This is a genomic window from Aeromonas sp. QDB20 (genome assembly GCF_027707805.1).
Taxonomy (GTDB): domain Bacteria; phylum Pseudomonadota; class Gammaproteobacteria; order Enterobacterales; family Aeromonadaceae; genus Aeromonas; species Aeromonas dhakensis.
The window spans coordinates 1-15350 of record NZ_JAPCJC010000013.1; the positions used below are offsets into that span (position 1 = coordinate 1).

The window sequence follows — 15350 nt, forward strand, 5'->3', positions numbered from 1 at the left end:
CAGGCAGCCTGTCAAGGTATTCGAAGAGTACCGTCAGGCGGCATAGGCGAGTGTCGCACTTCGAAGTTGAATTCGCGTTGTTTGTTATCTTCATACGGTAATGAATGGGGAAGGGAGGCGGGGGCGATTTTCTTTACCTGCCTATCTCCTTTCGGAGAAATGCAGGTATTGGGGGCCGGTGGCTGCAGATTTTATTTAGAAGAGCGACAGCGATATGTTTGAAAAAATTCTTGTGGTGTGTGTGGGCAATATTTGCCGCTCCCCAACCGGTGAACGATTGCTTCGCGAGCGTTTGCCCGGCCGTCAGGTGAGTTCTGCCGGGGTCAGTGCCTTGGTTGACAAGCCGGCCGACAAGGTCGCGAGCGAGGTGGCACAGCAGAATGGGCTCTCTCTTGATGGGCACTCGGCGCGCCAACTGACCCGTGAACTCTGCCAGGATGCCGATTTGATCCTGGTGATGGAGAAAGGGCATATCTCTGCCGTGACGGCCATTGACCCTGGGGCACGTGGCAAAACCATGCTGTTTGGCCACTGGCAGGGGGAGAGCGAAGTGCCCGATCCCTATCGTCTGAGCCGGGAAGCTTACGAACATGTTTACCAGCTATTGGTGCGTAGCGCCGATGGTTGGGCAAAAAAACTGTAACGACACCCACCATCACTGATTGTGTGCATGTGGTATCTGACAATAAAAATGGATTGTGTTGAATGACGACTTCTTCTGTTTCATCCCGGCAGAGCAGTGCTGCGGTGGAGAATGACGAGATCGATCTGGGACGCCTGTTGGGCTATCTGATCGATGGGCGTTGGTGGATTGTAACGATCACCGCGCTGTTTATGGTGCTTGGTGTTGCGTATGCCCTGCTGGCGACCCCTGTTTTCAAGGCAAACGCCTTGCTGCAGGTGGAGAAAAAAGCCAGTGGTGCTGCACTGCTTGGGGATATGGCCGATGTATTGGGCGGTGAGCAACCCGATGCTGCCGCCGAGATTGAGTTGCTGACTTCTCGTATGGTCCTCGGCCGCACGGTGCAAGAGCTTCATCTCGATACCGTTGTAACCCCTGATTTCTTCCCGCTGATTGGTCGTGGTATGTCACGACTGATGGGACATCCCTATCCCAAGATGGCTGTGAGCCGCTTTGAAGTGGCGCCTGAATTGTTGGGAACACCGCTAACGCTGACTGTCGACGCAGACAAGCACTTTACCCTGGAGGTTGAGGGGCGGGTGCTGGAAGGGCGGGTTGGAGAGCTGCTTGAGAAAGATGGTGTCGCCTTGCTGTTGTCTGATGTGGCTGCCGATGAGGGGCAGGTCTTCACGCTGGTCAAACAACCGGCGCTGGATGTGATCGCCGAGTTGCAGCGTGATCTTCAGGTCAGCGAAAAGGGTAAAAACACCGGGATCATCTCCCTGGCGTTGGAAGGGGAAGACAAGGGCCGTATTCGTGCTGTGCTTGACAACATCAGCCAGAACTATCTGCAACAAAATGTGGTGCGCAAGACCGAAGAGGCCCAGAAGAGCCTGGACTTTTTGCAAACCCATCTGCCTCAGGTCAAAGAGGATCTGAATCGTTCTGAAGAGCAATTGAATCTGTATCGTCAGCAGAATGAGTCGGTCGATCTGTCGCTGGAAGCCAAGGCCGCACTGGATACCATGGTAGGCCTCGAGAAGCAGCTCAATGAGTTGACTTTCCGGGAGGCCGAGTTGCAGCAGCTCTATACTCGCCAGCACCCCGCTTACATCGCTCTGATGGAAAAGCGCCAGACCTTGATGAATACCAAAAATGCGATCAACAAGTCGATCAAGCGTCTGCCAAAAACCCAGCAGGAGATTTTGCGTCTGACCCGTGATGTGCAGGTCGGTCAGGAGATCTTCGTCCAGCTGCTCAACAAGCAGCAGGAGCTCAATATCATGAAGGCGGGTACCATCGGCAATGTGCGGATCATCGATGATGCCGCCGTTGAGACGAAAGCGGTCAAGCCGAAGAAACCGTTGATCGTTGTTCTGGCGACCCTGCTGGGTGGCATGTTGTCAGTGGGGTTGATCCTGGTGCGTGCCGCCTTCCACCGAGGCGTGGAGAGTCCGGAGCAGCTGGAGGAGATGGGGCTTTCTGTTTATGCCACTATTCCCTATTCCAGCGAGCAGGCCACGATCGAGCAGCAACAGAAAAAACGTCGTCATGCTATGCCGCTTAATGAAGCGCTATTGGCCGCACGTAACCCTGCTGACTTGGCTATGGAGTCGCTACGTAGTCTGCGAACCAGCCTCCACTTCGCCATGATGGAAGCCAAAAACAACATAGTGATGATCTCGGGCCCCGGCCCGGGTCTTGGCAAAACCTTCGTATCGACTAACTTCGCTGCCACGTTGGCTCTGGGCGGCAAGAAGGTGCTGGTTATCGATGCCGACTTGCGCAAAGGCTATATGCAGAAGGTGATGGGCCAGGAGATGGGGAGTGGCTTGAGCTCCTATCTGGCGGGTCAGACCGATTTGACGCAGGTAGTGAGTCAGACCGGGTTTGACGGCCTTGATTTTGTCTGCCGTGGCGCTGTACCACCCAATCCTTCAGAACTGCTGATGCATCCGCGTTTCAAAGCGCTGCTGGATTGGGCGAGCGAGCACTACGATTTTGTCATCGTTGACTCCCCTCCCATCCTGGCGGTCACCGATGCCGCCATTGTTGGCCAGCATGTCGGGGCATCTTTGCTGGTTGCCCGCTTCGCCAAGACGGCGGTCAAAGAGGTGGAAGTGGCTATTCGTCGTTTTGAGCAAAATGGTGTCTCGATCAAGGGTATATTGCTCAATGCCGTCGAGAAGAAAGCGAGCAGTTACTATGGAAATTATGGGTATTATCAATACAGTTATGGCGACAAGACGAAAGCCTGACTTTTCTTGGAGCACATCTGGGTCTTAAGAGACACCGCACAGTAATCGTGGTTTAATTGATGTTTCGTTTGGGTAATACTACGGGTGTCTGAGAAAATTGATGTCTCAGTGATAAGGTTTAGATGTATCAACAAAAAGGAAGATAGTATGAAGAAGACTGCATTTGCTCTGGCTGCTTTGCTGGCTGTTTCCGCTAATGTGATGGCTGCAGAGGAAGCTGTAGTTGTAGAGGGTGCTGCCGGTGGTGCTGCCGGTGGTGCTGCCGGTACTGGTGCAGCCGCAGCGGCTGCAGGTGTCACCACTACTGCTGTTGCTGTCGGTGCGGCTGCCGCACTGGTAACCGCTGTAGCTGTATCTGAATCCAATAGCCGCAACAACAACACCAGCACAACCACTTCGACCAAATAAGTCCAATAAGGCTGCTCTAACCGAGCAGCCTTATCTTTTATTCTCTTTTCATGGATGGTTATTCGCGCGTGATATCGTACCGTTCTTTTCTGCCCCCACGAGTACTAGCCTGGGCGGGCATGTTGTTGCTGACTGGTTGTAGTACCTCAACGAATCAGACAATAGAAACCCTGGGTTATGTCTTTCATAAAGAAAATGAGATTGTGCTGACGTCTACGCAACTCAGACAGCTTCCTTATGCAAGCGCCTACATCAAAGTCGGCGATCTGCCACAAGCTTTGGTTGTATTGGCTTATGTCAATGGCGATCGCTTGTCATGGATGAGTGCTGATGGGGTGATGTTCATCACAGAACATGGCCGCTTGGTCAAAACAATTGGCTTGCCGAATGATTTACGTTATCTCGGACATCTGGATCAAGATCCCTTAAGAATTGCACGTCTGGATAAACTGCCATCCATGGTGTGGTACAGTGTGGCCGAGTGGTCACAAAAATATACCAGTGGTTATCCCTTGAGTATGCATTACCGTCACGTTGGTAATGAAGTGTTAGAAGTGATTGATAAACCATATACAACAACTATTATAGAAGAGTCTGTGACTGCGTCTCCCAGTGAGGTGCAATGGAATAATTATTTTTGGATTGATGAGCATTCCGGCCAAGTTCGCAAACTCAAGCAACAATTAGGCCCTTCCCTTCCTGTCATTGAAATGACTTTTCTCAAGCCCTACTCATCATGAAAATTATAAATATATTTCTCATCTCTATTTTAGTAACTAACCCTGCGTGGGCTGATGCGACTATATCCATATGGTGGAAAGGTCAGCCAGTAAAAGACCTTCATTATGCCAAGCAGATAACGCTAAGCAGTGCGCTGAGAGATCCTGCTATCTTGTCATATGACCCTTATTGGCCGGTCGGACAAATATCAACGCCGGCACGTCAGCAAGAGCTCGAGCATCAGCGTCAAGTATTATTGGCTGACTTGACCGTATTATCCAAAATATGGTCTGACATGGGAGAGCCATCGCTGGCATCTTCTACTCTGCAATTGTTGCAGCAATTGCAGCAGCTTGAGTTAACCGGCCGCTTTGATGTGTCTGTAGACCCTGATGTAAATCAAGCGCGTTCTGGTGTTGATGCTCATATATTGAAAGGCCATTATCAGTTGTATCTTGCCCCTCGCCATCCTGAGGTACAGATCGCCGGTTTGGTAAAACAAATCGGTGACGTTCCTCTCCTGCCTGGTGCTGGATTGCGTGAGTATTGGAAAAGAAAAGATATATTGGAAGGGGGAGATCCTGCCGGGGTATATCTTGTATCCCCCAGTGGAAAATATGATTGGTTTCCTGTTGCGATTTGGAATGAACGACATGTTGAAGCGATGCCGGGGGCAACACTTTTCGTGGGATTCTCGCCTGACGTACTTCCCAAGCAGTATCAAAACTTGAATGAACGAATTCTGACATTGTTTGCTAACCGGATGCCAAAATGATGTACCCAAGAGTTTCCTTGATTGCCCTGTTGGTATGTCATGCAGCCAACGCCAATGCGGATATCTTTGAGCCACTGGGCCCCTCACAAAGTGATTTTGGGGGCGTTGGCCTGCTGCAAATGCCTACTGCCAGAATGGCAAAAGAGGGTGAGTTCAGCGCCAACTATTTTGACAATGAACAATATCGTCGTTGGTCTGTTTCTGTACAGCCTTTTGAATGGTTTGAAGCAACCCTGCGTTATACTGATGTAAGAACCAGACTATATAGTTCTTCACCTGGTTTTAGTGGTGATCAAACTTACAAAGATAAAGGCATCGATTTCAAGTTTCGTTTGATGCAAGAATCTACCTGGCTACCCACAGTATCACTCGGATTTCGAGACTTGATGGGGACCGGGTTATTTGACAGTGAGTATGTTGTTGCCAGTAAACGTTACGGCCCTTTCGACTTCACTCTAGGAATGGGGTGGGGCAATATGGGCGAAAGTGGAAATATCACCAACCCATTCTGCCGTTGGAAAGACGACTGGTGTGGGCGTGATGGTTCTTATTCCGGTGGTGGTGGTAAATTTGAAACAGGGAATATGTTTCATGGAAACTCGGCTCTGTTTGGTGGGGTGGAATACCAAACGCCATGGCAGCCACTGAGACTGAAACTTGAATATGATGGTAACGACTATAGTAATGAGTTTTCGGGAAAGGTAACTCAGTCATCTCCGATCAATGTTGGTGTGGTCTATCGTGTATTCGATTATATGGATACTCATCTTAGCTATCAGAGAGGAAATACTCTGATGTGGGGGGTGACATTGCGGACCAACTTCAATGATTTGCGGCAGAACCATTTGGATGAGCCTCGTCCTGTCTATATGGAAAACAGGGTGCCAGCTGAGGATACTGCCGTCGACTGGGCTGCAATGGCGGATCAATTTGACCGAAATGCGGGTTGGCAAGAGTCCACAATCACTCAGCATCAAAACACTGTGTCTCTGTCAGGTCAACAATATAAATACAGAGACCCTCAAGAAACGCTTGAACGTACGGCAGTGATTGCGGCCAATCAATTACCTGCTTCAGTGACGGAGTTGAAAGTAATTGAACGTCAGCGCAATCTTACACTGCAAGAGACAGTAATTGACCTCGACTCCGTGCGAGAGGCCAATATGCCTCCGATTTTGGGGGATGAGACGTCGGTCAAAAGCCATAAGCAAGCACCGGAACCACTGATGGGAGATGTACGTTATCAGTCTGATGCCGAGCGTTTTTCTTATTCATTTGACCCAAGCCTGACCCAGTCTTTTGGTGGACCCGAGTCATTTTACATGTATCAAGTCGGCGTCAATGCCAACAGTGAGCTACGTCTTTCCGATAAGAACTGGCTGCAAGGCACACTGTTTTTCAACGTGACCAATAACTTTGATGAGTTTAACTACAAGACTCCTCCGGCAGATGCGGACAAGTTGCCCCGTGTCAGAACGTGGATCCGAGAGTATGTCGATTCATCCAATATTTTGTTGAATAACCTGCAGCTGACTCATCTGGATCAATTCAGCCAGGATTGGTATGGCCAGGTTTATGGCGGGTACCTTGAGATGATGTATGCCGGTGCTGGCGGTGAGCTATTGTATCGGCCTTTCGGGCAGTCATGGGCATTAGGGGTAGACGGCAACTGGGTGAAACAACGAGACTGGAATAATACCCTCAAGATGGCCGACTACGATGTGGTTACCGGTCATGTGACTGGCTATTGGCAATTGCCTTTCTTGGAAGGTGTCACCGCGAAGGTTGCTGTTGGTCGCTACCTGGCTGGAGATGTCGGCGCGACATTCGATTTTTCGAAGCGATTCGACTCAGGCATTGTCATGGGGGCCTATGCAACTCTGACAGATGTGTCGGCAGATGAATATGGTGAGGGCAGCTTTACCAAAGGTATCTATGTGACCATACCTTTCGATCTGATGCTGATTCGTCCGACTACATCCAAGGGCACCATTGGTTGGGTTCCGCTGACAAGGGATGGAGGCCAGATGCTCAATTGTAGTCAATCGCTCTATGATCTGACGGAGCGTTTGCCGCTGTAACAAAGGCTATTGCCCTCATTCGTAAAGACAACAAGCCGTGATAGTGTTCTGCTATCGCGGCTTTTTTTGCTTTGGTGCATGGAAGAGGTTTCATGGTGCGCTTTCCTGATCTGACCCAGAGAACTTGTTGTGGGTTATTCGTCTTGTACTGGCTGCTGGGCATGCATTTTTTCATGCACAACCCCGGTGGGGCTGGGCTCTATCTGCCGTTCAACGCCTGGGGCTGGATCTTCGCCAGTCTGGTCATCGGGTTGGGGCTGTGCCGAGTGACCTTGCAGCAGCGGCTGGTGTTCTCCTCGTTGCAGGGCTGGCTCTGGCTCGGGGGATTGTTGTTGCTGCTGCCTATGGCCTATCCCGGCTTTGAACTGAAAGACTATGCCATTCCCCGTTTGCTGGGGCTGTTCGCCGGTCTGCTGTTTCTGTTCTGTCTCTATCAGTGGCAGTTGGTGCGGGTATCCCGTGATCGGCTGCTCTATCTGCTGCTGGGGGCGGTGGCCATCGAGGCGCTGCTGGGCCTGGTGCAGTACTACCTGCTGGTGCCGGGCAACTGGATCGGCTATGACACCCATGCCAACCGCCCCTACGGCATCTTTCAGCAACCCAATGTGATGGCCAGTTTCATGGCGACCGGACTTGTGCTGGCCAGCTGGCTGGAGCTGCGTGGCAATCCCCATGTCTGGCTGAGTGGGTTGCGCTACGGGGTGATCCTGGCTGCCAGCCTGCTGTTGGTGGTGCTGCAATCTCGGGTGGGGCAGTTGGGGGGCTTGCTGGCGCTGCTCCTGCTGGTGCCCGATCTGTGTCGTCATCGTCTGCTGGCCAGGGTACTGGCGCTGGTCGCGCTCGGCATTTTGCTGGGGGTTGCCTCCCAATACTGGATTGACGGCCTCAGGCGTGGGCTGGAGGTCTATCAGTCGGGCGGCATGCGCTCCATCTACTGGCCTTATGCCGCCCAGCTGATTGCCCAGTCTCCCTGGGTGGGCTGGGGCTATGGCAGCTTTGAAACCACCTTCCTCCATCACTACATGGCCGACAAGGCGTTGAACCCGGCCATGGTGCAGATCGAATACAACCTCGATCACCCCCACAACGAGTTCCTCTACTGGGCGGTAGAGGGGGGGATAGCCCCCATGCTGGGCATGCTGTTGATGGGCGTTGCCCTGCTGTGGCGGGCGAGCCGGGCCGGCTGGCGCAAGGGCACAGCCCTGCTGGCACTGGTGACCCCGATCCTGCTGCATACCCAGACCGAATACCCGCTCTACCACGCCATCGCGCTCTGGTGGGCCTTGCTGATGCTGGTGTATGTGCTGGACGCGGAAGTGGAGGAGGGGCTGCTTGAGGCGGGATGCGCCAGCTGGCGCGAGCATGTCTACCGCCCCTGGCTGTTATTGCGTTTCGCGGCCATTGCCATCCCCCTGCTGGTGGTGCCCTTCATGTTGACGGCGCTGCACACCGCCTGGGTGGTGACCAAGTACGAGCGCGGCGGCTACAAGGAGCCGACCCTGCTGCTGGATGTCATCAATCCCATGGCCTGGTTGACCCGGGTGGAGTTTGACGTCAATTCGGTGCGGCTGACGGTGGGCCTCCAGAGCAACAACAAGGCGGAGCTGGAGGCCTATCTAGAGTGGGGGCAAGCCTTCGTGCGCCACACGCCGAGGGCCAATATCTACGCCAACATGGTGATCGCGCTGGATGCACTGGGACGCAAGGAGGAGGCGCGGGCCCTGCGCAGCGAAGCGCTGGCACTCTATCCGGCAGATCCCTTGCTGACCGGCACGGCCGCCAAATCCGTGGCCACGGCGCTGGAGCGCAAGCCATCCTCCTGACGGTGGCGGGGCGATTGCGCGATGTTTCATCAACTGCCCCATCGCCTCGCAAAAATGGCGGCCACTGCTGGACGGCAGAGGCGCCATGGCTAAGATAGTGGCCTCAACGTCTTGCTTAGTAGGGAGTATGAAATGGAGTTAGTGCTTGGCCCGTTGGAGGCCCGCGTGATCGGCTGTCTGATCGAAAAAGAGATCTGCACCCCGGATCAATACCCCCTCTCTCTCAATGCGCTGGTCAACGCCTGCAACCAGAAGAGCAACCGCGAGCCGGTGCTCGAGCTGTCCGAGCTCGACATCCGGGCCGTGGTGGATGAGCTGATCCGCAAGCGGCTGGTGGTCAATACCGCCGGTTTCAACGCCCGGGTGCCCCGTTACCAACACCGCTTCTGCAACACCGAGTTTGGCGAGCTGAAGTTCACCGCCCAGGAGCTCGGCATTATCTGCGAGCTGCTGCTGCGCGGCCCGCAGACGCCGGGTGAACTGCGCTCACGCACCAACCGGCTGTGCAGCTTCGATGACGTGACCGAGGTGGATGCGGTGCTGGCGACCCTCATCGAGCGTGGCCCCTATGTGGTCAAGCTGCCGCGCGAGCCGGGCAAGCGAGAGTCCCGTTACGCCCACCTGTTCAGCGGCGAGGTGGATCTGCAGGCGTTGGCCGAGGCGACCCCCGCCGGCAACTATGCCTCGCCCGCGGCGGATCGACTGACGGCGCTGGAGGAAGAAGTCGAGAGCCTCAAGGCGCAGCTGCAGGCGCTGGCCGAGCGTCTGGCCCGGCTGGAAGGCTGACGTCAGAACAAGATCTTTTCCAAGAGGCGCTACGGCGCCTTTTTTTATGTCTGTGTTTCCCCGTCAGGGCTGCGGGGGCGGCAATGACGGGTTGTCTGCGTCCCGTCGTCATGGTCGGCCCGACCAGCAGGCGCCAGCTTTTTTGCGTTATTTCGCGCTTAAGGGTCGAGCCGCAGTCGCTTTCCCGTTAAAATTCCGCTTTTGCACCGGCCCGTGAGTCTCGATGTCTGCGTCCACTCTCTCTTCAGATTGTTATGCCCTGCTTGGCGAGCTGCAGTTGCAGCGCACCGCCAGTACCCGCTATTTGCAAGAACAACTGCCATCTGGACAGGCCCTGCCGGATCGGCTCGGTCAGTTGCAGCAGCAGGGGCTGGTTCGCCAGCGCGGGGAGCAGCAGTGGAGCCTGACGGCGGAGGGGACGCTGGCACTCATCCTGGCGGTACGCCGCGGCGACTGCCCCATGCCGAACTGGGCACGGGTGCCGTCGGTCACCGGTCAGGAGATGGCCCAGGCGCTGGTGCGCGAGCTCTGTCTGGGGGAGGCCGGGCAAGTACCCGCTTACTATCTGGCGGCCGACCTGCTGAGTCTGCTCGATCTGCCCGACGCCCAGCTGCTGCTGGCCGGCTCGAGCCCGCAGTGGCAGCGGTTGCTGATGCAGCACTTCGCCCTGCAGACCCTGCTCGATGCAGAGCCACAACCGCAGTGGCCGCTCACCCCGCTTGCCCAGCACTGTGCGCCCGAGCTGTCCGGTCTGACCGAGGGCTTTGCCGCCGAGTGGCAATGGCTCTGCGGTGAGTCGAGCGGGGAAGCGACCACTCACTGGCCCGCCCTGCAGCAGTTGGCGGAGCAGGAAGACGAGCAGCCGCTGGCCGAGCGCCTGCTGGCTGCGCTGGGGGCCTGGCAGGTGTCAGCGGGCGTGACGGGCGCGGGCCAGTGGCCTGCCACCTTCAGTGCCCTGCTCTGGCTGGGCTGGTTGCAGCAGGCGGATCCCGTGCTGGCCAGCGAGCAGCGCAAGAAGTGGTTGCGCACTTTGGCCAATCAGTTCCCCCTGCTGGCCGATCTGCTGGGACAGTGGGCAGGGGAGCGCCACGGCCAGGCGGTCGGGCTGTTCGACACCCTGCAACTGCCGCTGGAGGAGCTCCATTGGGGTTACCTCTGGCTCGATCTCTGTGCGCTGGCCCGGCACGGCGAGCAGAGTCCCCAGGTGGCCATCCTGCACAAGTGGGATCTCTCCCACGTGCTGGAGGCCGCGCCCCGTCACCGCTTGATGGCCTTCTGCCAGGATCTGCTGCGCCTGCTGCTGGGGCAGGGGGCAGAACGCGCCCCGCTGCAGCAGTTGCGGGCCGCCGGGCCGGATGAGCAGGGGAGTGCGTCTGAAGATGAGGAGAAGGCTCCCGCCTCGGCCAGCTGGCTCAACTGGCTGCAGGGACTGGGCCGCTCCAGCGGCGTGCGCAAACCGCAGGAGCGGCTGGTCTGGCTGCTTCACGCCGAAGGGCCCGAGCTCGAGTGCAAGATCCAGAAACAGAGCACCAAGGGGGAGTGGACCGCCGGTCGCCGGGTCGATCCTGCCCTGCTCTCCACCCAGTACGCCGCCCTGCTCGACGAAGAGGACTGGGCGCTGGTGCGTACCCTGCCGCGCAACATGGGGCGGCTGCCGCGCGAGGTGTGGGCGCCGCTGGCCAACCACTCCCGTTTGTTCAATGCCAGAGGGCAGAAGCTGCAGCTCGCCATCACGGCGCCACTGCTGCAGATCGTGGCCACCGAGCAGGGCATGGGGGCCGTGTTGAGCCCGGCTGCAGCCGCACGAGGGGCACATATACTGCCGCTGGCGCAGGATCTGTGGCAGCTCATCCTCACCCCCCAGGCCCTGCAGGATCGCCTGCCGGCGCTGGAGGCCATTCCAGACCTGCCGGCCGAGGGACTGTCTGAGTTGCAACGCACCCTGGATGCCATCCCGGATCTGCCCTGGCACAGCCAGGTGGCGGGGCTGCACGGCAACGCCGAGCTGACGCCCTGGCCCGGTGTGGCCTCGGTGCAGCTCGACTGGCAGGATGGCCAGCTGGCGGTCAGGCTGGTAACCCGCTTCGAGGAGCTGCCGCCGCTGCCCCTTGGCAAGGGAGAGACCATCGTGCGCCAGGGGATCAAGGATTATCACTATTGGCAGCGGGATCTGGCGGCCGAGCGGGGCGAGGCCCAGCTGCTGCGCAACCAGCTGCCCATCGAGCTGCCGGGCAGCGAATGGCGGCTCGAAGGGGAGCAGGCACTGGCGCTGGTCAACGCCTTGCCGGAGCTGGTGGATGCCGGCGTGGTCATTCACTGGCATCAGGACAGCGCGCGTTTGAAGAGCCTCGATGAGGCGGCGCTGAGCCTGCGTATCGAGCGGCGTCAGGACTGGTTCCAGGTGGAGGGGGCCCTCTCCCTCGATGAGCACCAGATCCTCGATTTGCGCCTGATCCTGCGCCAGCTGACGCCGGGCCAGCGCACCGTCCAGCTCGACGAGAAGACCAGCCTGATGCTGAGCGACAAGCTGGTGGAGCGGCTCACCATGCTGGGGGCCATGCTGGATGACGAGCAGCGCATCAACAACAAGCTGGCCTATCCGCTCACCCGGCTGCTCTCCGTCATCACCACCGAGGGGGATGCCGCCTGGCAGAACCTTCAGCAGGAGTGGCAACAGGAGGTGGCGTGCCCGGACGAGTTGATGGGGCCGCTGCGGGACTATCAGAAGGAGGGGGTGCGCTGGCTGGCGACCCTGGCCCATCACGGTTTCGGTGCCTGTCTGGCCGATGACATGGGGCTGGGCAAGACATTGCAGGCCCTCATCGTGCTGCGCATGCGCCAGCATCTGGGGCCGGCCCTGGTGGTGGTACCCAAGTCAGTGGTCACCAACTGGCAGGAGGAGGTGGCCCGCTTCGCCCCCGAGCTGGAGGTGGTGGTGTTCGACAACCCCGCCGAGCGGGAGGGGATGGTGCGCGAGGCCAGGGCGGGGCAGATCATCCTGCTCAACTACGGCATGCTCGGCAGCCTGGCGGAGGCGCTCAAGTCGCGGCGCTGGTCCAGCATGGTGCTGGATGAGGCACAGCAGATCAAAAACGCCGGTACCCAGCGGGCCAAGCTGCTGTTCCAGCTCGACGGTGATTTTCGGCTCGCCCTCTCCGGCACCCCCATCGAGAACCATCTGGGGGAGCTGTGGAGCCTGTTCACCTTCATCAACCCGGGGCTGCTGGGTAGCCTCGGCGAGTTCAAGCGCCGCTTTGGCAAAGCGGTCAAGGATCCTCAGCACATGGCGCTGCTGCGGGCGGTGATCAGCCCCTTCATCCTGCGCCGGCTCAAGCACCAGGTACTGACCGAGCTGCCGGACAAGACCGAGATCATCCACCACATCAGCCTCTCCCCGGCGGAGCGCCAGCTCTACGAGGCGACCCGGCGCGAAGTGGTGCAGCAGGTGCAAAGTGCCGATGGCCGCGCCCTGATGCACGTGCTGAGCGGCCTGACCCGGCTGCGCCGGCTCTGCTGCTCGCCCCAGCTGGTGATGCCGGAGTGGGCCGAGGCCAGCAGCAAGCTGGACGAGGCGATGGCGCTGCTGGAGGAGGCCATCGACGGCGGTCATCGGGTGCTGGTGTTCAGCCAGTTCGTCGATCTGCTGAGCCTGCTGCGCACCCGCATCGAGCAGCGGCAGTGGGATTATTGCTATCTGGATGGTGGCTGCTCGGCCAAGGCGCGGCAGGATTCCATCCTGCGCTTTCGCCACGAAGCGGTGCCGCTGTTTCTCATCAGCCTCAAGGCGGGGGGCACAGGGCTCAACCTCACCCAGGCCGATACCGTGTTGCACCTCGACCCCTGGTGGAACCCGGCGGTGGAGGATCAGGCGAGCGACCGGGCCCACCGCATGGGGCAGACCCAGCCGGTGACCGTCTATCGCCTGGTGTGCGAGCAGACGGTGGAGGAGAAAATTGTCGCCCTGCACGACGAGAAGCGGGCGCTGGCCGATGGCCTGCTGAGCGGCCAGTCGGAAGTGCGCGGGCTGGATGTGGAGAGCCTGCGGGCCCTGCTGATGAGCTGACGAAGGTCTGACACGGCGCAAGAAACAAGGGGGGGCATCCTGTGATGCTCCCCCTTGTTGTTGGGTGATACGGGTTGTGAGGTGAGTGGGTTGTGCCTGGTGGGCAAGGGCCCCTTAGCCCTGATAGAGGTAGAGGTGGAGCCGCTCTATGACGGGCTCGCCGCCAATCTTGCGATCCCGCCTGGCCTGGCGCAGCTTGGGCGGGTAGTGGCCCAGATGGGTGACGGCCGGCTGGCTGTCCGAGCAGAGCAGCAGTGGCAGGCTTGCCTTGATCTGCTGCTTGCGAGGTTCTCGATCCAGCCAGAGCAGGTTGATCATGGGGTGGGTCTTGACCGGGCGGCGGATCCGAAGCTCTGCATCCGCCGGCAGGCGGCGGATATCGTAGACCTCCTGATCCACCATCTTGCTCCACTCCTCGTTGTCCGACAGCGCCGGGACATAGCGGCGGCTGCGCTCCAGCATCTCCAGCACCTGCTCGCGGCTGAGGCGGTTGATGCTCTGCTTGTCGGCCCAGGTAAAGCCCAGCGAATGCAGGTCACCCTCCAGCAGGGTCAGTTTGCGATAGACCTGCAGGGTGATGACCCCGGGCAGCGCCCTGTGCACCAGCTCGAACTTCTCGTCCCGGCTGCCCGCCTGCTGTACCAGGGCCTTGAAGGTGAGCTTGCACTCATTGATCTCGTCGATCAGCGGTCGCAGTAGCGGGGCGCTGGCGGCGGGCAAGCGCAGCCAGCCCGGCAGGCGATGGGTGGCCTTGGTGGAGCAGCCGGCGCGGGCACTGTGATCCCGATAGGCGGCCAGGGTGGCGGCCAGCGCCTCTTCACCATCGAGGTAGCCCACAGTGATGGTGTCGATGGGCTCGTGCTCCTCTCCCTGCGCGACGGCGGGCAGGGGATAGACGTGGGCTTCCAGCAGCTCCAGCTGCGTCAATTGATCCGCCAGTCTGGCCAGCGCCTCTTCGAGCCGCTCCATCTGTTGGCGCAAGGCGGCGGTGGGGGTGAATGTCTCCATCGGCATATCCTGTGTCGCCCTTGCCGGCCCTTGGGGCGGGAAACGGCAAGGCGGTAAAGGTACTGTATAAATAACCATATCAGCCCTGTGTATGCGTGCCAAGTGGGAGCGAGAGGCGGGCAAGGCGATGGGTCACTGGAAGGTAACTGTGGTGTATCAATGTGTTAATTGAAGATCAATGAAAGATCTCTTCATTAACAATTGAATGTAAACAGCCGGTTGACCCTGCTTTTTGCCAAGGACGGGAGTGCATAGCCAGCAGAGGAAACTGCATAGTTAGAAGGGAGCCATGCAGGAGAATATGCTGCAGCCTTTCATCAGGCCCAGAAAAGGTTTGTTAGTCTTTTATAATCAGTATCTTATGTTTATCTCACCACGGACATCAACCATTAGTTTTACTAATGTCTGCTATCAAAATTCGTCAATTGAGTCGGCCATACCCCCTGACTAAGCTTTGCGCAACAAATTTGCACCCGCGCAGACACCCTACAGAGGAGCCATATCATGGCCAACATGACTTATACCGCCGCCGGTTACCAGCATTCCAGCCAACTGAATCTGGTTGCCCGCGTCAAAATGACCGTACTGACCTGGCTGGAACGTAGCCGCAGCCGTCGCCAGCTCTCCGAGCTGCCCGAATACCTGCTCAAGGACATCGGTCTGAACGAAGCCGATCGTTATCAAGAGACCACCAAGCCGTTCTGGCGCGGTTGATCTGCCGGGCAAGGATGCCTCGTTTTTTTGCTGATCCACGGTCGCAGACCTCCGCCGTCACGGGTTGATGGATTGCCCTGTTCATCAGCTGC

General features: G+C 57.9%; 11 protein-coding genes. 10 read left to right on the forward strand and 1 reads right to left on the reverse strand.

What is annotated here, in order from left to right; all coding sequences use genetic code 11:
- The first annotated feature begins 214 nt into the window (after positions 1-214).
- The 9 genes from PG897_RS15130 (at position 215) to PG897_RS15170 (ending at position 13536) form a co-directional block, all read left to right on the forward strand.
- A complete protein-coding gene (locus PG897_RS15130) occupies positions 215-643 on the forward strand; it encodes an arsenate reductase/protein-tyrosine-phosphatase family protein (RefSeq protein ID WP_076361316.1) in 429 nt (142 codons plus the stop codon).
- A gap of 62 nt (positions 644-705) precedes the next feature.
- Positions 706-2880: a polysaccharide biosynthesis tyrosine autokinase gene (locus PG897_RS15135; RefSeq protein WP_270829182.1), complete on the forward strand. Its 2175-nt coding sequence runs from the start codon at positions 706-708 to the stop codon at positions 2878-2880.
- Positions 2881-3027: 147 nt separating this feature from the next.
- Positions 3028-3288 carry a hypothetical protein gene (locus PG897_RS15140; protein WP_168756570.1) on the forward strand — a complete coding sequence of 87 codons (261 nt, stop codon included), beginning with the start codon at positions 3028-3030 and terminating at the stop codon, positions 3286-3288.
- A gap of 119 nt (positions 3289-3407) precedes the next feature.
- A complete protein-coding gene (locus tag PG897_RS15145) occupies positions 3408-4028 on the forward strand; it encodes a YjbF family lipoprotein (protein ID WP_201889382.1) in 621 nt (206 codons plus the stop codon).
- Positions 4025-4783 (forward strand): capsule biosynthesis GfcC family protein, encoded by a 759-nt coding sequence (locus PG897_RS15150; RefSeq protein ID WP_270829183.1) that lies wholly within the window; start codon positions 4025-4027, stop codon positions 4781-4783. The genes PG897_RS15145 and PG897_RS15150 overlap by 4 nt, the downstream gene beginning before the upstream one ends.
- A gap of 17 nt (positions 4784-4800) precedes the next feature.
- Positions 4801-6864 (forward strand): YjbH domain-containing protein, encoded by a 2064-nt coding sequence (locus PG897_RS15155; RefSeq protein ID WP_270829184.1) that lies wholly within the window; start codon positions 4801-4803, stop codon positions 6862-6864.
- Positions 6865-6956: 92 nt separating this feature from the next.
- Complete coding sequence (locus PG897_RS15160; RefSeq protein WP_270829185.1) at positions 6957-8687, forward strand: PglL family O-oligosaccharyltransferase; 1731 nt, start codon at positions 6957-6959, stop codon at positions 8685-8687.
- Between the two features lie 132 nt (positions 8688-8819).
- A complete protein-coding gene (locus tag PG897_RS15165) occupies positions 8820-9473 on the forward strand; it encodes a YceH family protein (RefSeq protein WP_270829186.1) in 654 nt (217 codons plus the stop codon).
- 223 nt (positions 9474-9696) lie between these two features.
- Complete coding sequence (locus tag PG897_RS15170) at positions 9697-13536, forward strand: DEAD/DEAH box helicase (protein WP_270829187.1); 3840 nt, start codon at positions 9697-9699, stop codon at positions 13534-13536.
- Between the two features lie 114 nt (positions 13537-13650).
- Here PG897_RS15170 and PG897_RS15175 read toward each other — a convergent pair whose 3' ends face one another.
- On the reverse strand, positions 13651-14544 hold the full coding sequence (locus tag PG897_RS15175) for a DNA replication terminus site-binding protein (RefSeq protein WP_010633447.1): 894 nt from the start codon (positions 14542-14544) through the stop codon (positions 13651-13653).
- Between the two features lie 504 nt (positions 14545-15048).
- Here PG897_RS15175 and PG897_RS15180 point away from each other — a divergent pair.
- Positions 15049-15258, forward strand: coding sequence for a DUF1127 domain-containing protein (locus PG897_RS15180; protein ID WP_005302810.1), 210 nt, complete (start codon positions 15049-15051; stop codon positions 15256-15258).
- The last annotated feature ends 92 nt before the right edge of the window (positions 15259-15350 follow it).